The sequence below is a fragment of the Aurantiacibacter atlanticus genome (genome assembly GCF_001077815.2).
Taxonomy (GTDB): Bacteria; Pseudomonadota; Alphaproteobacteria; order Sphingomonadales; family Sphingomonadaceae; genus Alteraurantiacibacter; species Alteraurantiacibacter atlanticus.
On record NZ_CP011310.1, the window covers coordinates 345,587 to 362,909 of the forward strand.

14 protein-coding genes, 1 tRNA gene and 1 pseudogene are annotated in these 17,323 nt (G+C 57.8%); 7 read left to right on the top strand and 9 right to left on the bottom strand.

From position 1 onward, the window contains the following. Positions 1 to 7: 7 nt before the first annotated feature. Both CP97_RS01665 and rpe read right to left on the bottom strand, forming a co-directional pair. Positions 8 to 1,939, bottom strand: a complete 1,932-nt coding sequence (locus CP97_RS01665; protein WP_082863679.1) for a heparinase II/III family protein — start codon at positions 1,937 to 1,939, stop codon at positions 8 to 10. Beyond that, entirely contained in the window at positions 1,936 to 2,601 is a 666-nt protein-coding gene (gene rpe, locus CP97_RS01670; RefSeq protein WP_048886616.1) for a ribulose-phosphate 3-epimerase, read from the bottom strand. The genes CP97_RS01665 and rpe overlap by 4 nt, the downstream gene beginning before the upstream one ends. Positions 2,602 to 2,860: 259 nt before the next feature. Here rpe and CP97_RS01675 point away from each other — a divergent pair, with 259 nt between their 5' ends. Continuing rightward, the gene (locus CP97_RS01675; protein WP_048884519.1) at positions 2,861 to 3,361 is read left to right on the top strand and encodes a DUF2141 domain-containing protein; all 501 of its coding nucleotides are present in this window, start codon (positions 2,861 to 2,863) and stop codon (positions 3,359 to 3,361) included. Positions 3,362 to 3,381: 20 nt separating this feature from the next. On the opposite strand, the gene CP97_RS01680 is transcribed toward CP97_RS01675, so the two are convergent. Next, positions 3,382 to 4,269 carry a hypothetical protein gene (locus CP97_RS01680; RefSeq protein WP_048884520.1) on the bottom strand — a complete coding sequence of 296 codons (888 nt, stop codon included), beginning with the start codon at positions 4,267 to 4,269 and terminating at the stop codon, positions 3,382 to 3,384. A gap of 38 nt (positions 4,270 to 4,307) precedes the next feature. Then, entirely contained in the window at positions 4,308 to 5,336 is a 1,029-nt protein-coding gene (locus CP97_RS01685) for a diacylglycerol kinase family protein (RefSeq protein ID WP_048884521.1), read from the bottom strand. Positions 5,337 to 5,561: 225 nt separating this feature from the next. Here CP97_RS01685 and CP97_RS01690 point away from each other — a divergent pair, with 225 nt between their 5' ends. Beyond that, positions 5,562 to 6,773, top strand: a complete 1,212-nt coding sequence (locus CP97_RS01690) for a M20 metallopeptidase family protein (RefSeq protein ID WP_048884522.1) — start codon at positions 5,562 to 5,564, stop codon at positions 6,771 to 6,773. Between the two features lie 67 nt (positions 6,774 to 6,840). Further along, positions 6,841 to 6,917: transfer RNA gene (locus CP97_RS01695), tRNA-Arg, on the top strand. Between the two features lie 54 nt (positions 6,918 to 6,971). Here CP97_RS01695 and CP97_RS01700 read toward each other — a convergent pair. Beyond that, on the bottom strand, positions 6,972 to 8,201 hold the full coding sequence (locus CP97_RS01700; protein WP_048884523.1) for a hypothetical protein: 1,230 nt from the start codon (positions 8,199 to 8,201) through the stop codon (positions 6,972 to 6,974). A 138-nt stretch (positions 8,202 to 8,339) separates the two neighbouring features. Between CP97_RS01700 and CP97_RS01710 the strand changes: the two are divergent. Beyond that, positions 8,340 to 9,731 (top strand): annotated as a pseudogene (locus CP97_RS01710) (IS3 family transposase). Positions 9,732 to 9,734: 3 nt separating this feature from the next. Here the strand turns inward: CP97_RS01710 and CP97_RS01715 are convergent. Beyond that, positions 9,735 to 10,526: a LysR family transcriptional regulator gene (locus CP97_RS01715; RefSeq protein WP_053106489.1), complete on the bottom strand. Its 792-nt coding sequence runs from the start codon at positions 10,524 to 10,526 to the stop codon at positions 9,735 to 9,737. An 88-nt stretch (positions 10,527 to 10,614) separates the two neighbouring features. Between CP97_RS01715 and CP97_RS01720 the strand changes: the two genes are divergently transcribed. Further along, complete coding sequence (locus CP97_RS01720) at positions 10,615 to 11,649, top strand: aldo/keto reductase (RefSeq protein ID WP_257730335.1); 1,035 nt, start codon at positions 10,615 to 10,617, stop codon at positions 11,647 to 11,649. Next, positions 11,646 to 12,029 (top strand): carboxymuconolactone decarboxylase family protein, encoded by a 384-nt coding sequence (locus CP97_RS01725; protein ID WP_048884526.1) that lies wholly within the window; start codon positions 11,646 to 11,648, stop codon positions 12,027 to 12,029. The genes CP97_RS01720 and CP97_RS01725 overlap by 4 nt, the downstream gene beginning before the upstream one ends. 200 nt (positions 12,030 to 12,229) lie before the next feature. Here the strand turns inward: CP97_RS01725 and CP97_RS01730 are convergent, their stop codons facing one another. Next, a complete protein-coding gene (locus tag CP97_RS01730; RefSeq protein WP_048884527.1) occupies positions 12,230 to 13,447 on the bottom strand; it encodes a polysaccharide pyruvyl transferase family protein in 1,218 nt (405 codons plus the stop codon). A gap of 311 nt (positions 13,448 to 13,758) precedes the next feature. Next, entirely contained in the window at positions 13,759 to 14,598 is an 840-nt protein-coding gene (locus CP97_RS01735) for a sulfotransferase family protein (RefSeq protein ID WP_053106491.1), read from the bottom strand. 404 nt (positions 14,599 to 15,002) lie between these two features. Here CP97_RS01735 and CP97_RS01740 point away from each other — a divergent pair, with 404 nt between their 5' ends. Then, a complete protein-coding gene (locus tag CP97_RS01740; protein ID WP_048886618.1) occupies positions 15,003 to 15,341 on the top strand; it encodes a tRNA-binding protein in 339 nt (112 codons plus the stop codon). Here CP97_RS01740 and CP97_RS01745 read toward each other — a convergent pair. Then, the gene (locus CP97_RS01745) at positions 15,338 to 17,314 is read right to left on the bottom strand and encodes a tetratricopeptide repeat-containing sulfotransferase family protein (RefSeq protein WP_048884529.1); all 1,977 of its coding nucleotides are present in this window, start codon (positions 17,312 to 17,314) and stop codon (positions 15,338 to 15,340) included. The genes CP97_RS01740 and CP97_RS01745 overlap by 4 nt on opposite strands. Between the last annotated feature and the right edge of the window lie 9 nt (positions 17,315 to 17,323).

Genomic DNA, 17,323 nt, shown 5'->3' on the forward strand with positions numbered 1-17,323 from the left:
TGATTACTTATCCCATTCGCTTGAGCAGCCAGGAGAAATTGCCTCCGCCGCGCGAGGCGAGGCCCTGGATCACCAATTGCTGTACCGGATGCGGACGGCCGTTTCCATCGATCCACATACTTTCCTCCATTTCCAGCGCAGGCGCGCCGGTGACGAACTGCCAAAGGCTGCCGTCTGGCAATAGCAGGCTGGCATTGCGCCCGCCCGATCCCAGCGTGGCCTCGACATGACGGCCAAGGTGGAAGCGGATAGCAAAGGGGACTTTGCCGCGCTTACCCTTGCGGCCCGAAGGCAGAAGCACATCTTCGCCGCGCAGCTCGCTGCCATCGTCGCGCAGGATCAGAATGCGTTTGTGCAGCAGGCCAAAGCGGTTGGCATAACCATCATGGCTCGCCTCCAGCCGTCTGGCGCTGCCATGTTCCAGCTCCACCGTGCGCAGATCGACTTCAACTTCGCCGACGCCGCCACCCAGTTTGCCATCAAGCAGCACAGCGGTGGAATTCGCATCGCCGAGCACCAGCGTCGAATGTGCAGCGGTCGCCCGCAGGCCCTGTTCAACTCTGATCGGAACCTGTCCACCCGCCAGAGCAGCGCCGCCGCAATTGACGATCAAGCGTTGATCGCCATGGCTGAATTCAAACGCCAGCGTGCTGGCACAACCATTGCGCGCATGGCGCCCCAGTGGAGGCGGGGAGGCGTCGACCTGCAAGACAGCGGGCTTCGCCGTAATCCGCTGATAGCCCCAGCCGCGCGGTTCACGCAAAGGGCGTGCGCGCACGCCGCTCGCCTCTATTAGCGCAGCCAGCCTGCTTGCCGAGACCGCCGCACCGCCCTGCCAGCTGCCAAGGCCGCCATCACCATGCGTCAGCGCGAGCAGTGGCGGCACCATCAGCGCCAGCACCTTTCCGATTGCCTCTGGCACATCGCGCTTTGTTGCGCGGTAGCAGGCGGCAAGGTCGACCAGCAGCTCTATCGCCTGGATCTGCGCCACGGGACTGCGCGAAAGGGCACCGCCATCCTCGCCCACCAGTTCACCCAGTGCGCGCGCAAGCCCCGCTTCGCCAAACAGGCGGCGCGGCTTGCCTTCCGGCAGCAGCAAACCCGCCGCGATAATAGCGCACCAAGCGGCGACTTCGCTCAACCGATCGGGCGCGCGTGTCGCATTGCGATCAAGCCAACGGGCCGTTTCTTCAATTGCGCTGAGGATGTCCTGCCGCTGCGCCTTATTGTCGCCAGCAAGGATCAGCGGTGCATGCACCAACCAACCAAGCAGGCGCAATCCGGCATGCTCCACCTTCCACGCTGGCCCCTTGCCGGGATGCGGATTGGCCGATAGCCAGCTTGCCAGAACGCGCTCTGCAACTTGCGAGCATTGGGCGCGCGGAGCGCTGGCATCCAGATCGCGCAGCCAGGTGAAGCCATGGATCACCCGCTCGAACGGCGGCGTCAGCTTGGCAGTCGGCCCGAAATCCACCTGCGCAATCGGCGCCTTGACGCCATGAACATAAAAATGGCCCGCCCGCAGCGCCATCCCGGCCGCACGCTCTCCGCCAAGCGGGTTATCAACCGTAGCGAGGAGGCGTGGGCGCGGCGGCTTGCGAAAAGGTGAAGCCAGCGTGCTACCCGGAATGCCGAGCCGATAGGCAATGCGCACCAGTCGCTCTGCCGCCGAAACGGACGGCGGATCGAAGTCGGTAAGCACCAAGGCACGGTCGGCAGCGATATTTTCATGCGTATCGCGCCTGTCGGCAGACCCGTCACTATCGAAGTCGCTCGCCAGCACCTCTTCGATCAATCCCCGCTCAAGCAGGTTTTCGCTGCCATCTTTCCCGAAATCGATAGCGGCCTTATCGGCCAATTTCGCAGAACGATCCCCGGATTGGCCTGCGTCATGGCGCAGCCGCACATCGCTGCGCAAGCCGGACGATTCGGCGTTCATCCAGCCCCTCCGCGCAAGGCGGCGATATTGGCAGCATATTGCTCTGGCCCGCCTCTGAAGGTGGCGGAACCGGCCACCAGCACATCGGCCCCCGCATCAATGCACTGGCGCGCAGTATCGGGGTTCACCCCGCCATCCACTTCGATCAGCACGTCCAGCCCGGCCTTGTCGATCATTTTGCGGACCGCCTCGATCTTGCGCAATTGCGAGGCGATGAAGCTTTGGCCGCCAAAGCCCGGATTGACGCTCATGATAAGAACAAGGTCGATATCCTCGATTAGATAATCGAGCATCTTTGCGGGCGTTGCCGGGTTGAGCGAAATGCCCGGCTTCTTGCCCAATGAACGAATGGCCTGCACCGTGCGATGGACATGCGGCCCTGCCTCTGGGTGCACTGTGATGATGTCGGCACCGGCATCGGCAAATGCTTCAAGCCACTGGTCCACCGGCGAAACCATCAGATGCACATCGAAGGTTTTCGTTGTGCGCGGGCGCAGCGCCTTCACGACATCGGGACCGATGGTGATATTGGGCACGAAATGGCCATCCATCACATCGACATGGACCCAGTCGCAACCGGCTTCGTCAATCGCGCGCACCTCTTCTCCCAGCCGGGCAAAATCGGCAGAAAGGATCGAGGGCGAGATGAGTGGAAGTGTCATGATTGGTTTTCGACGATAATGATCTGCGAATCGCCGCTCAAGCATGGCCAGGGCCAAAAAAGGTTAATCGCGGGGGAAAACTTCGTGTTTCGCAGGTCTGACGGCGCTCTTCAGCCGATGTTCACTGCCAAATGTGCAAATAGAGGCGAACAGGGGAACCGACGCGGTGTCGCAAATCGCACGCAAAACTGGCGTGCCTTACTGGCATTTCACGCGCAGCTTTCCCAAACAGGTAAATATTCGCAGGACAGGACTACGTATGACCACTCGCATTCTTCGCCAAGCTGGCGCCCTTTTGTTCGGCTCAGTGATTCTTGCAGGACTTTCGCTTCCCGCCAGCGCCCAGCAATATCGCCAGGAACTGCGGCATTCGGTTGCGCCCTGCCAAGGTAGCGGCCCGGCAGTGTGGATCAATGTTACCGATGTCGCCGCTTCGCGCGGCACCCTGCGCATTCAGCTTTATCGCGGGACCGATGCCGATTGGCTAGAACGCGGCCGCTGGTTGCACCGGATCGAAGTGCCTGCGCGCGCGGGCAACATGCAGGTTTGCATGCCCGTCCCCGCCACCGGCAATTACGCCATCGCCATTCGGCATGATGTAAATGGCAATGGCAGCACCGATATCCGCACCGATGGCGGAGGCATGTCAAACAACCCCAGTATCAACATCTTCAATCTGGGCCGCCCGAGTATAGACAGGACGCGCTTTTCGATCGGGCGCGAAGTGAAGCCGATGGCGATCAGAATGCGCTATATGTAACGCCCGGGCGCAAGTGCTCTTCAACCCTTGCGCTTTGCGCGCCATACCCGCCACAAGACACCGGGTGCCGCCAGCACAGGGTGGCTTTCGCGCCATGGCGTGATCTCCACCTTCACCCCGGTGTGCCGTTCCACCTTCCAGGCGGCATAGCGTCCGGCGCCGTCGAAAGTGCGGGTTGCGCGCACCAGTCGCGCTATGTTGAGCGGTTTGCCGAGCCGGCGGCGCCGGTGCCACCACCGCAAGATCCGTCGGCGCTCACCAGCGGGCATCATCGGGGTGATTACCTCGCCATTCTGCGAATAAGGGATATTGGCGGCCGCCAGCGTTGCAGCCAATAAACCGTCGAAATGCGCGACATTCAAATCAATGATGGAATCCTCGCGCCCCGGCTTTTCCACTCGCAATTCTGCTTTGTAAGTTGCGCGGAATAGCGCGCGCCAGAAATCTTTCTCGGCGCTGCAAGGCGGCCCTGCGGCTACGGCCAGGCGGGCCGCGGTCATACAGGCGGCCTGCACCGCCTCATTTACCGATTGCCCCACCGCATCGTCTCGGCTCCACGCAAGCGCGCTCGGCTGGACGAAACGCGCCCAGATCGTGGTGTCCCGCGATTTGCCAGCTGCTGCATTAGCGAATTTGGCCATCGTCATCGTCGCTATCTTGGCGCGTAGCGTCTCACCCTGATGGTCCCACTCGCGATAGGAGACGCGCGGCCACATGCCGGTTTCTGCCTCGCCAGGCAGAAGGACATAGAAATCGAGAACGCCCTCGCGCGCGCCGGTGCGCAGATTGGAGCCGTAAAACAGGACCGCCATTGCGTCCGCTTCCTCGCCCAGTTGCGCCGCAAAGCTACGCGCTGCGGAATCCATGGTGCGTGAGAGAGACGCCGTGACAAGAGATGCAAGGGTCATCGGGCCAAGACCATCCGATACCGCTCAGGCGCGGTCGATCACGGAACGACGAAACGCAGTTTCGAGCCAGCCGTAACCCTGTAATTGCCCGCCGGGAAAGCTTCACCATCAAGGATGAAGCTGTCTGACAGATCAAGGTCAATCGTCTCTGTGCCCAGCACATGCGCGCCACGCTGCAATGTCGCCTCGCTTGCGGTGCCGCGCATCAGAGCTCCGATCCGCAGCAGCAATCCGCGCCGGGGGTTGTCCATCACCGCGAGCCGCAGCGGTTCAATCACGGAGCGAAACGGGTTGAGGCCTGCGGGAAAGCCTTCCAGTGTCGTGGCGACGAGCAAATAACGTTCGTCCTGCGGCAAGCCGCCAAGATGCGTCAGTTCCTCGCCATCACCAAGGCGCACCCGAATCGGTGTGCCGCGACGCCAGGGGTTGCTGCTGGCGCCAAGCAGGGCCTGCAATACACTCCATCCCGCAGTGACGCCGACGACGGCTGCATTGAACGCGCCGAGTTTGTGCGACTTCTGGCCAAGCGCGATGCAGCGGTTGAATGCGCCAGCGCCCATGATGAAGCCGCGCACCTGTGCACTTTCATTCTCACGCTCTGCAATGACGAGAGGCTGCCGGCGCACGATATGACCCAGCTTTGCCGCCGCCAAGGCTTCTTCAAGCGTCCAGGCAGACAGGATGCCCAGATCCTGTGCCAGTGCATTGGTTTTGCCATTGGGTAGCACAATCACCATCGGCCAGCTTTCGCCGAATATTCCTGCGCCGCATGTCAAGACATCCCGCACTGTGCCATCACCGCCGTCAATGGCGATGCAATCGACCCGCCGCTCGGCAAAATCGGCAAGAATACCGGGCAAATCGCTGCGCTTACCCGGCGCAGTGACAATTACGCCTTCCGGCACCTGATGGGCGCCATCACCGCCATGATTGCGATGGCTGCGTGCATTGCGGATCAGGCCGACAAGCGGGCGCGCACGCAATGGCATCAGCGCACGCTCATCGTCTGCGCCAGGGCGCGCCTCGACCTCAGGCATGCGTTCGAAAAGATGGATGCTTCCCTGCATTACCTGCTCGCTTTACACACTGACACCAAGAATTGGCTATGGCTTATGTCGAAATGCAACGAATCTGTCATCCGTATGCAACATCCAGCGTGCGAAAATGTCACGCTCCAAAGCACTAGCAGCGGGTTCGCGCCAGTTGCGAAACGGAAGATAGGGACCAATATCCGCATTGCAAGCTGACCCGTAAACGCCATAAACAGGCAATGACATCATGGGAGTGTACCAATGCTGACTGCCGCCTTGCTCGAACTTGCCAAGGGTGAAAAAGGAACCATCACGGCCCTTCGCCGCGCCATTCACGCTGAACCGGAGCTGGGCCTTGAAACGCCGCGAACGCTTGAAAAGGTGAAAGCGGCGCTGGCTGATCTCCCGCTTTCCTGGCACGAAGGGCCCTCCTGCACCGGGGCCGTAGCGATTCTCAAGGGGGCCAAACCAGGCCCAAGTGTGCTGCTGCGCGGAGACATGGATGCGCTCCCAATGAATGAACATACAGATCTGGACTTTGCCTCGACAATCGCTGGACGGATGCACGCCTGCGGCCATGATGCCCACACGGCGATGCTGGCAGGTGCGGCGCGCATTCTTGCATCGCAGGCGGGCGATCTTGCAGGCGAAGTGCGCTTCATGTTTCAGCCGGGCGAGGAAGGGCATCACGGCGCACGCTTCATGCTGGAAGACGGTCTGCTGGGCGGCACGTCCGAATATCCCTTGCCCGATGCCGCCTTCGCACTTCACGTCTGGCCGAATGCTCCGCACGGCCGGATTGAAGGGCGCAACGGACCGATGCTCGCGTCGGCTGACCTGCTGGAAATTACGGTGAAAGGCAGCGGTGGCCACGCCTCCATGCCGCATGATGCGATCGATCCTGTCCCCGTGGGCGCGGAAATCGTGCTGGCCTTGCAAACGATGATCACGCGCCGCTTCAATGCGTCAGAAGCCAGTGTCATCACAATCGGCAAAATGGACGCGGGAACCACCAACAATATCATCCCCGACAGCGTTTACCTGCTTGGCACGATGCGTAACCTTTCGGCAGAGCGGCGCGAGGCGGTGAAAAGCGCCGTGCACCAATTGGCCGAGAACATCGCCAAGGCGCATAATTGCACAGCCGAGGTGGTGATCACGCCAGGTTTTCCGCCGACCATCAATGATGCCCGCGCGATTGACCTTGGCAGACAGGTCGCGCTTGAACTGGGCGGAGAAGAACCATGGTCAGATCGCCCTGCCCCCACCATGGGCGCAGAAGATTTCTCCTATGTGCTGGAAAAGGTGCCGGGCGCGATGTTTTTCCTGGGTGTGGCGGCCGAAGGGGCGGACTGGAAGGGTTGCTGCGGCCTCCACTCCAGCCGAATGATCGTGGATGAAAGCGTGATGCCCAAGGGCGCCGCATTCCTCGCAGGATGCGCGGCGCAATTCCTCGACAAGGGCTGGAAGTAGCTTTTGACTTGGCGCGAGGCGCTGGCATTGCTAATCGCCCGCACCGGCCTTATCGGCCTGAAACACGGCACCCGTAGCTCAGCTGGATAGAGCGCTGCCCTCCGAAGGCAGAGGTCACAGGTTCGAATCCTGTCGGGTGCACCAGCTTTTCCGCCGTTTTCTGATTTCTGGATCGCGCCAGCTCCGGCGAAACTCCGGCTAATTCTCGGAGAACGCGCCTGGTGCGGAGGCTTCGATGCGGTCGATTAACTCCTCGATGAGGCGAAGCGCATCGACGAGATAAGTCTCATGATATGGCGTTGCGTACTTGTCTGACTCGTTCGGTCTGATGTGGCCCAACATGAGCCGACCCTGAGTATCCCAACTTTTTTCGGCTTCGAGCAAAGGCCTGATAATGCTCGCGACGCTGCGACGGATCAGTTTCTCTCCGCTTTGCCCGTCGCCAGAGACGGGGAAGTTGAGCGTTGTGGCCATCTGGCGAAAGGCAGTTCTGATTGAAGCCGCTTTCACGAATTTTCCTTCGTTCGCATTGAAAAGCGCGACCATCTGTCTGGGAGCCCTGACGAGTGGCCGGTACTTATTCGTTTGCGCCCGACCCGCAGGGTTTAAATTTACGTAAGCTGCCGCCGCATTCCATTGGCCCAGATTCGGATCAGTTGAAAAGTCCATGAGCGCATCCGGCCGCGCCCACGTCGCAACACCCAAGCGCAGATATTGAAGTAAGTTGCGCCGCTCACGCTTCCATTTTTCGATCTGCTTCTCGCTCGCCTCCGGTGGATCGATGACGAGCGCATATCGGAACATTTCAATGAGCTGTTCTTCGGATGCACGGAACCACGGTGTGTTGCTTACGTCTTCTGCTGCTTTCACCTTGAAGGTAGCGCGATGGGGCAGCTTCCTAGCGATGAAGGCGCTGTTTATCGCTGTCCGGAGCATCGAGACGCTTGCCTCAATGGTCCCTGGCGAGCGCTTTCTTTCGATGCCTTTTGGCGAGACGATGGGGACTTTGGCCGCCCATTTCCTGAACTTGCCGGCCCATGCATCGCCGAGTTCGTCGCAGCGCACATCCTCTAGGGCTTGGTCCTCAATGTAGGAAAGCACGTGGTTCAGTCGCGCATCGGCAGCGGCGTAATCCGTCTCTTCGAGATATTCGGCAATCGCGGTTGCGACTAGCGGCAACGGTTCGCCGCTGAAGGCTTGGCCACACGTGGGACAAAACTTCAACCCTCGCTCCCGCTCATCGTAGAAACGATCTAGCTCTTCCTTCGCGAGTTCGTGGTCCGACGTGCCCGTTGAATAGCTGCGACCCCTTCCTCCTTCGCGGTCGTAATAGAAGATGTAGAGGTTTTTGGAGCGGGCCTTTCCATCCGGGTTCGTGTCGAATGCGAGATAGTAGTCGCCGCGTTCGTAGATCTTCTTCTTTCGCATTCTTTTTTCCTTCCTACTGCAATCTCCTTTTCCAGACTTTCCAGTAGTCCGAGTGTCCCCCGTCAGCACCTATGGCACAGATTTGAGGTTGTGATTTAAGGAGGATTTGGGCTTCGTCGTAGTGACGAAGGAACGAAGATGAAGCCCAAATCCTCAAGGTCCAAATTGCCTGCCGAGCAGGTGGTCAAGGACATCCGCCGCAAGACCCGTCGGCATTTTTCATCGGAAGACAAGATCAGGATCGTGCTGGAAGGCCTGCGCGGCGATGACTCGATAGCTGAGTTGTGCCGCAAGGAAGGCATTGCCCAGAGCCTGTACTACACCTGGTCCAAGGAGTTCATGGAGGCCGGCAAACGCCGCCTGGCTGGCGACACCGCCCGTGCAGCAACTACGGACGAAGTCAGGGATCTGCGCCGTGAGGCCCGCGATCTGAAGGAATGCGTGGCCGACCTCATCCTGGAGAACCGCTTGCTCAAAAAAAGCATGATCGCGGATGGGGGAGACGACGCATGAGATACCCCGCATCCGAGAAGCTGGAGATCATCAGGATCGTTGAGCAATCGCATCTCCCGGCCAAGCGCACGTTGGACCAGCTCGGCGTCGCACGGCGCACCTTCTACCGCTGGTATGACCGTTACCTTGAAGGCGGGCCGGAGGCGCTGGCAGACAGGTCATCGACGCCGATCCGCGTGTGGAACAGGATCGCACCCGAGGTTCAGGATCAGATCGTCGAGATGGCGCTGGAGCAGACTGACCTCAGCCCAAGGGAACTGGCGGTGCGCTTCACTGACGAGAAGCGCTAGTTGGGCGCGCTCCGCTTGCCCTTCTTCGCTTCGCTTCGAATCCGTGTCGGAAGCCACCGTCTACCGGCTGCTCAAGGCCCACGATCTGATCACCAGTCCGGCCTATACTGTGATCAAGGCGGCAGAGGCGTTCCACACCCAGACCACGCGCCCCAACGAGATGTGGCAGACCGACTTTACCTACTTCAAGATCATCGGGTGGGGCTGGGTCTACCTCTCGACCGTGCTCGACGATTACTCGCGCTACATCATCGCCTGGAAGCTCTGCACCACCATGCGAGCCGAGGACGTCACCGACACGCTCGACATGGCTCTGGCAGCCTCAGGCTGCGACCATGCCAATGTGCTGCACAGACCACGTCTGCTGAGCGACAACGGTCCCAGCTACATCGCCGGGGAACTGGCCGAATACATCGAAGCGAACCGGATGAGCCATGTGCGCGGTGCACCCTTCCATCCGCAGACCCAGGGCAAGATCGAGAGATGGCATCAAACGCTAAAGAACCGCGTGCTGCTCGAAAACTACTTCCTGCCTGGCGACCTCGAACAGCAGATCGAGGCGTTCGTCGAGCATTACAACCACCAGCGCTATCACGAAAGCCTCGACAACGTGACGCCTGCCGATGCCTACTTCGGCAGGGCTCCCGCCATCATCAAACGACGAGAAAGGATCAAGCGAAAGACACTCGAACATCGGCGCTTGCAACACCGCAAGCTCGCCGCCTAAACATCAAACCCAGACGAGGCCCGCACTCCGCAATCCTACGCCGCGAGTTGTGCCAAATGTTTTGACGACGGACAGTACGGCCATTCCTAAACCTTCGCGCGCAGCGGCTAGATGGGCATAGAGGCTCGTCAGGACAGCCGCCGGGCTTCGGCCCTGAAGGGTCCTCTCGATCCATTTGGCGGAGGGAAGGTCATGATATGCGTCTGACCAAGCGATGAACTGATCTGAGTCCAGGCGACCTATATCTTGCTTGTCTTTCCGGGCCTCCCGCCGCGACAGATAGGCAGCTGATGCGTAGAGGCCGCAGCGCATCTGGCCCACGCGTTTGATGGTGACATTACCCTGGGTCGGACGCACCAGGCGGAGCGCCAGATCTGCTTCCCTACGATGGATATTTGCCGAATGAATGTCGGTTAGCATCTCAACCACAAGGTTTGGATGTTTCTCTCGTAGCGTCCCCAAGGCGGGTATGAGGATGAAATTGGCGAGGTTCTCCGCAGTTGCCAGCCGCACACGGCCGCTCACACTGTCAGTTTGTTCGGCACGATGTTCAAAAGAAATGGCCGCGTCTTCGATCTGTTCTGCGCGATCTATCAGGTCACGGCCCTCATCGGTCAAAACAAAGCCTGTCTGTGCTCGCTGGAACAGGCGAACGCCCAAGGTGGCCTCCAATGCCTCCACCCGGCGCCCTACGGTCGTGGCGTTCACACCAAGCATCACCGCAGCCTGATTGAGACTGCCGGTGCGCGCTACGGCGAGAAAATCCCGGACGGTATTCCAATCGGCATGCTGCATTTTTGCAGTGTAATAGTGCGTTGGGCGATCTACAAGTTCACTGAGTGCAGGGGTATCTCTCGATAATTCACAAGATATGGAGTAACCAGTGGTCAAGAACACAGAAGCAACGCCCATCCCTGAAGTGCGGCTTGGGCCATCGAACGCTCCTCTGAAGGTCTCTGCAATGGGACTGGGATGTATGGGGATGAGTGAGTTTTACGGACCGCGCGATGACGAACAGTCCCTAACAACTCTCAATCGTGCCCTCGATCTGGGTGTGACATTTCTGGACACGGCTGAGACCTATGGTCTCGGCCACAATGAAGAACTGGTCGGGCGCCTGATTGCGGAGCGTGGGCGCGACGCGGTCACGATTGCCACGAAGTTCGGAATTCTGCGCGAGCCTGGCGCTTATGCGCGCGTTATCTCCAATGATCCGGCCTATATTCGGGAAGCCTGCGAGAAATCCCTCAAGCGGTTGGGGACCGACTATATTGATCTCTATTACATTCACAGGATCGAATTGGACCGCCCGATTGACGAGCCGATGGAGGCGCTGGCCCGTCTCGTCGAAGAGGGCAAGATCGGGCACATCGGCATTTGCGAAGCCAGCCCTGCTACCCTGCGCCGCGCCAACACCGTTCATCAGATCACCGCGCTACAGTCGGAATATTCGCTTTGGACACGCGATCCCGAGGACGGCGTGTTTGCGGCCTGCAGGGAGCTTGGGATCGGTTTTGTACCCTATTCTCCACTGGGACGAGGATTCCTGACGGGAGCCATGAATTCCACGGAAGATCTGGCCGAAGACGATGCGCGACGTTCCATTCCGCGTTTTGAAGATGCGAATGTAAGCCGCAACCTGTTCATCGTTCAGGCCGTGCAAAAGATGGCGGAGGACAAGGGATGCAAGCCTGCGCAAATCGCCCTGGCATGGGTGATCGCTCAGGGACAAGCGCATGATGTTCCGATCGTGCCGATCCCAGGGACTAAACGGGTCCAATATCTTGAAGAGAATGTCAGTGCTTTGAGTGTCGAACTGACACCTGACGACATCGAAGAACTGAACCGCCTCGTTCCGCCCGGGGCTGCCGCTGGAGAACGTTACCCCGCAGAGGGCATGAAAGGATTGAATGCATGAGCCGCGAGAGCAAACCCCTCGACAAAGCTATGGCGCTTCTCGAACGGCTAGAGCCGGGCGCGCCGAAGAAAGTACAGGAGAATCTCGACGCCTTCTCGCCGGAAATGGCAGAATTGGTGATGGGTTACACATTCGCAGATATAGTCAGCCGCGATGGGATCGATCTACGCACCCGTGAGATGCTGACGGTCGCCATGCTTGCTGCCATGGGTACTGCGCAAGGTCAGCTCGAATTTCACATGCGAGCAGCGATGAATACAGGCGTGAGCAGGGAAGAGATTGTCGAGATCGTCCTCCAGGTGTCAGTCTATGCTGGTGTACCTGCCGCGATGAACGCCGTTACAGCAGCAAAGGCAGCCTTTGCCGCGCGAGAAGACTAAACGAAAGTCGCGCGTTTTATGGCGCCCACTTGCGCCAAGTGTGGACAGGTCCTCGCTCGCATCCACCCGATCAGCTGGATTATTGAGGACCTGTCACAACTCGGCCCGGCTCCATGCGCGCAGACTTAACGTCAATCGCGGCGAAGAAATTCATCGCCCCGTAATTCGCTAAATGCGCTGCGGCTTGCCGCCGGAAGAGTTCATTCCTGCAAAGCAGAGATAGCCTGCTGAATCACCGATGTCTTTTGGATGTTTTCCAAGCAATCTTTTATGGTCTGCGATTCATTCGCGTAATTCGCCCCCATCTTGTCGATCTTCTCGATAATTTCGTCGACACCCGGGTTTCTTATGTCAAACACGTAATCCTGCTGCTGGAAATGTGCCGCCAAGTCAGTGTATTTGCTGGCCCACCCAAGTATGATCGCAGGGACGCCACTTCTGTAGGCAAACACCACCGAGTGATATCGTGAGGCGACTACATATTTAAACTTCCCGATGATATCTATGAGCTCGGGACTCGAATACTCACCGGTAATCACGCTCACTTTTTCTCGATCAGTGATCTTGTTAAGAACATTCTCCACGAGATGTATATCGGCGGTAGACGTGTTCAAAATGTACACGTTCTCCCCACTGTCGACCAACTTGTTCAGTATCTTAGCATAAAGGTTAAGCACCGATTCGGGGTCGCCTATCCTGAATACATTTTCGTTTATGATGAATCCGACAGAACCCGGAGCAGGGTAATTTATCTCCTGACTATCATCGGTTACGCTAATGTCGCCAGCTTCGGGGAAGTATTTCTCCCGGATAACCATGTCTGTCGATAATTCGACATTTTTCAGCCCCAGGGACTTCAGACATTCAAATCCCTCTGTCTCGCGCGCATATATTTTTGCAGGATAGGCCAATTCTTCCTTTACCTGCTTAAGAAAGTCTCCATTATCTTCTTCATCCCAGTCAAATGGGCCGAAGCTTTGTGGCATCAGAACAATTTTCTTATTGTATCTCCTGGCAATTCTTATCGTCTGCAACAACATACCGCCGCCCTGCTTTGACCAGCCAGAGCCAAGAGTATAACCGCTAGCATCGAAAATAGCGTCCGCTTCTCGCAGCGCCTTTTCCATTTCTGCGATCTTGCCGTTCCACTTGTCACTTTTCCGCCAAACACTGGCGAAGCGCGTCAAGAGAGGAACAAGCAATGGAACTTGATTCAACCTGTATTTAAACACCAGGCGAGAAAAATAGTCATATGGAAGCAACTTGAACGTATATTGTTCAGGTTCATCATATTTGTTTGCGAAACCGACAACTTCACAATCCTTGTAAATGGCCTTCAAGCCGAAATACAAGGTCAGAAACATGGCTTGTGAGCCTTTGTTTCTCATCTGAATGCCGGTTACTATAAACTTTTTCATGTTACTCAATCGCTCCCAAGGGACGTTTATCTCACCCCGACGTGTGCGTGCGTTTACCAGCGAAGATCGTCTCACAGATTTCTGCGCTGTTTGCTCAGCGCAATTCGATGCGGCGATACCGCTGGGGTCCAGATAAATATGGCTGTTATACTATCCGAGTTAACAGCCGATGTGCGGGGTCGCAGCCTCACAAAGGGGATTAATCCGTTATCGACGCTCTTGGCGACATTTAGAGTCTGATGATCGCCTTTTAGCCGTTTCTGGACCAAACCGACAGCTACTCTCAATACCCTGTCCGGGCGAGTGACGCATCATCTGTCCCGATCCACCGGCTTATACCAGTGGTTGAGCGACTGGCCACTTATCTGCTCCAATGCCTCGATAGAGGGGCTATAATATTCGTTAAGGCGCTTTCGGAGTTCCGCCGACAGCGGCGGGTACTGGGTTTCACGCGCAATCAATCCTCTGGCGGCTTCGAACACGGCAGTATCGCGCAGGGGACGCACTACCGGCTTCATCCACGCAAGACGCTTGCGCAATTGCACGGGCACAAGCGGTGTCGTCTTGTCTTTTACCTTCTCCCGAGCCTCGGGCGCGAGAGCGCACGGCGGCAAGCCCAGATGATCGCGGACTTGCGACATTTGTGCGTCCGGGTCATCCATCACCCCTTCGAAGAAGAGAGTAAGAAGCCTCTCGCGGCCAAAGAGGTCGATATAGGGCTGCAAGTGCGACGCGAAATTTCCAGCGACCAGGAATTGGACATTCTCACCCAAGGTAGGATCGAGATAGGTCTCGATATCCGCCCCGACCTCACCACGCCTGAACAGCATGCAATACCGCGAATAGGCCCGCTCTACGGGATTACGCAGCTGTGCAATCAGTTTAACATGGGGCAGATCGCGGTGGAGGCGTTCCGCCGCCTCAGGCTCATACAGATAGGAATTGGATTTCTCACCGACGGTTTTGCTAAGCCCCTCCTCGCTGAATTGCGACAGATACCAGTCTTGGCCCCGATCATACTCCCACGAAAAATAGTGAAGCTCCGGGTCAGGCATATAGACTGCCGGATCCGACTGCAGCTGTGTCTGGAGCCAGGTGGTCGCCGACTTCGCGGCCCCGATAATGATGAAATCGATGTCATTAAACTGCATTTGGCTAGTGTCGCCTCCGGTTGATGCGCTGGAACAGGGAGCGATATTCTTCGATTATACCGCGCAGATGGAATTCGGACTGATGGTAACGAAGGCTTCCGTATTTCCTCCCGGGTCGGCCGCGGCGTCAACGGTACCTAGCGCCACAGATTCGATCAAGATTAGTACGATGAGCTTTCGCGTGAAGGTTCCACCACCCGGCATACAATTGTCCAAACTTCTGTTTGTGACCCAGCATCTTAATGCAGACCTTGATACGGGATTTTCGCAGCATGATCCATCGCGGGACGATCCGGGGCAAAAATATCAAGACGTGGGTAGACATATATCTCTTCGCACAATCAGATGATCAACCGCCCCTGCAAGTGACACGGGTTCGCGCCCATGCCATAAGCCAGGTCGCAATGGAAAATCCGACAATCGCCGATTTCATGAAACTCGATATCCGTTGTGGGACAATCGTCACTGTCGAGAGTTTCCCGGAAGCGCGCAAACCGGCATGGAAGATGCGGATTGATTTCGGCCCTGAGATCGGAGTGAAGAAGTCCTCCGCTCAGATCACCGATCTTTATGCTGAGTCTGACCTGTTGAACAAGAAAATCATGGCGGTGGTCAATTTTCCGCCTCGCCAGATTGGGCCATTTGTTTCCGAAGTACTCGTGCTTGGTTTCCCCGACGCCGACGGGGCGATTGTGCTGGGCATACCTGATGGCGTAGTCCCCAATGGCGCGCGGCTTGTCTAGGCCAGATCGCCCAGAGCTGTCTTCAATTCATCCAGCCACGGCGCGAAAGGCTTCCATGCGCCCTGCCCGCTGCGATTGATCGGGCGGCGGACCTGTTCGCTACTTGCGGTGCGCACAGCGCGATCAGTTTTATGAAAGTCCAGACATCCCTGTTCAAACGGTAGCCCGCAATGATCAAGCATTTTGCGAACCTGCCCTTCAAGATCGTCGAGTATGTCTTCGTGCTGTACGCGCAGGACCTTGCCGGGAAGCACCTCATCCCAATGCTCCATAAGGCCGACATAGTCGCTGTAATAACGACCGATTTGCGTAAGCCCGTAAGTGAATTCCTGCCCTTCGGCGAAAAGTTGCTTGAAGCCGGAAAAGCAGCAATCCATCGGATCTCGACGCGCATCGATGACCCTGGCATTGGGCAGGATAAGGTGGATCAACCCGATATGGCGAAAATTGTTGGGCATTTTATCGATGAAGAACGGCGCATCCCGGCGATGAATACGCGTGGTTTCAATGAAATCGCGGCCAAACTTCGTTAGCTGTTCGTCGGTTAGATCACGCAGGATTTCCGGATAGCGGCTTTCACCTGCCTTGCGCCCCCGCAGCCTGTGGGCAAGTGCAAGAATATTGGGCAATTCCAGCGTGCCATCAACCTGGCTGTGGCTGGCGAGAATCTGTTCCAGCAATGTCGAACCCGCACGGGGGAGGCCGAGAATGAAGATCGGATCGGGTGTGCTGTCGCCCGATCCTTCATGTTTTGCGAAAAGGTCCGGCGTGCACCATTCCCTCTGCGTCGCGAGTTCCGCGCTCATCAAATCGGCATTGTATCGGGTCTGGTTGCGTTTGAGCGTGTTGCCTTGCTCATAGAAACGAAAGCTGTCCTGATATTCCTCACGGTCCTCATACGCTTTGCCTAAAGCGAAGGAGAGGTGGACCCGATCCTTGAAGACAAGGCCCGGCCTTTCGATCTGCTCGCGCATGCTGGCAATTTCACCATCGGTGAAACGATAGGTCTTGAGGTTTGCCAATGCGTAATAGGCATCGCCGTGATAGGGCCTGGCACCAAAGGCGGCTCGGTAATCTTCAACCGCCTTTTCCTGCTTTCCTGTTGTCTTGAGAGCGTGCCCCCTGCTGGTCAGCGTAGCGGGATCGCCAGGTATTCTTGCCAGCACAGCGTCGAACAATTCAAAGGCGCGATCATAATCGCCGGTTTGCATGCTCTCGATCGCGAGGTTGGACTGAAACAGGGGATTGGCTGGATCGCGCTTGTAGAGCGCTTCGGCTTCCTTGCGTGCCTTGTCGAACTTCTGCCGTTTGCGCAGGACATCGATATAATCGAGCCGCAGCTGGATATTGTCCGGCTCAAAAGCGACCGCGCTTTCAAGCAGGAATTCGGCATCGTCGAGAATGCCCAGACGCATGCCGATCTGCGCCAACAGGCGCATTCCTTCCACGTGTTTTGGTTCACCACGCAGATAATGGCGGCAAAATTCCTCCGCCCGGAGGAGGCGGCCTTCGTGCAGGTGATGCGTCGCGGCAATGAGTTCGCGCGGGAGCGTGGCAATTCGTGAGGCCTGAGAGTGGGAAGCCTGTGCTTCAGCCGTCCTCCCGGTCTCCTCAAGCAAATTGGCTTGGGCACGCCAACTGGCATCGAGCGCCGGGTTGAACTGTGTTGCCCGGGCATAGGCTACGATGGCCTGTTCGGTTTCACCGCGAGCGCGGGCGAGATGGCCGGCCTCCTGCCATGCACGTCCATATTCGGGCGAAGCGGTGTGCAGGCGGGCAAGATAGGCTTCGGCAGCATCCAACTGTTCAAGATAACGCGCGGCGACTGCTGCGACATAAAGTGCCTCCGCATCGGCTGCTTCGACAAGAAGCAGATCCTCCGCAAGGCGCAGGCTATCGGCAAAATCACCATTTTGCAGCGCCTCTTGAGCTTTGCCGAGCGTAGCTTGCCGCCGCGTATCCTTGCTATCCATCCTCACCAC

What these genes read in the sequence shown, in the direction of transcription:
- CP97_RS01675 (WP_048884519.1), top strand. Translation starts at nt 2,861, where the DNA reads ATGACCACTCGCATTCTTCGCCAAGCTGGCGCCCTTTTGTTCGGCTCA.
- rpe (WP_048886616.1), bottom strand. Translation starts at nt 2,601, where the DNA reads ATGACACTTCCACTCATCTCGCCCTCGATCCTTTCTGCCGATTTTGCC.
- CP97_RS01690 (WP_048884522.1), top strand. Translation starts at nt 5,562, where the DNA reads ATGCTGACTGCCGCCTTGCTCGAACTTGCCAAGGGTGAAAAAGGAACC.
- CP97_RS01700 (WP_048884523.1), bottom strand. Translation starts at nt 8,201, where the DNA reads ATGCGAAAGAAGAAGATCTACGAACGCGGCGACTACTATCTCGCATTC.
- CP97_RS01685 (WP_048884521.1), bottom strand. Translation starts at nt 5,336, where the DNA reads ATGCAGGGAAGCATCCATCTTTTCGAACGCATGCCTGAGGTCGAGGCG.
- CP97_RS01725 (WP_048884526.1), top strand. Translation starts at nt 11,646, where the DNA reads ATGAGCCGCGAGAGCAAACCCCTCGACAAAGCTATGGCGCTTCTCGAA.
- CP97_RS01680 (WP_048884520.1), bottom strand. Translation starts at nt 4,269, where the DNA reads ATGACCCTTGCATCTCTTGTCACGGCGTCTCTCTCACGCACCATGGAT.
- CP97_RS01715 (WP_053106489.1), bottom strand. Translation starts at nt 10,526, where the DNA reads ATGCAGCATGCCGATTGGAATACCGTCCGGGATTTTCTCGCCGTAGCG.
- CP97_RS01735 (WP_053106491.1), bottom strand. Translation starts at nt 14,598, where the DNA reads ATGCAGTTTAATGACATCGATTTCATCATTATCGGGGCCGCGAAGTCG.
- CP97_RS01745 (WP_048884529.1), bottom strand. Translation starts at nt 17,314, where the DNA reads ATGGATAGCAAGGATACGCGGCGGCAAGCTACGCTCGGCAAAGCTCAA.
- CP97_RS01665 (WP_082863679.1), bottom strand. Translation starts at nt 1,939, where the DNA reads ATGAACGCCGAATCGTCCGGCTTGCGCAGCGATGTGCGGCTGCGCCAT.
- CP97_RS01730 (WP_048884527.1), bottom strand. Translation starts at nt 13,447, where the DNA reads ATGAAAAAGTTTATAGTAACCGGCATTCAGATGAGAAACAAAGGCTCA.
- CP97_RS01740 (WP_048886618.1), top strand. Translation starts at nt 15,003, where the DNA reads ATGGAAAATCCGACAATCGCCGATTTCATGAAACTCGATATCCGTTGT.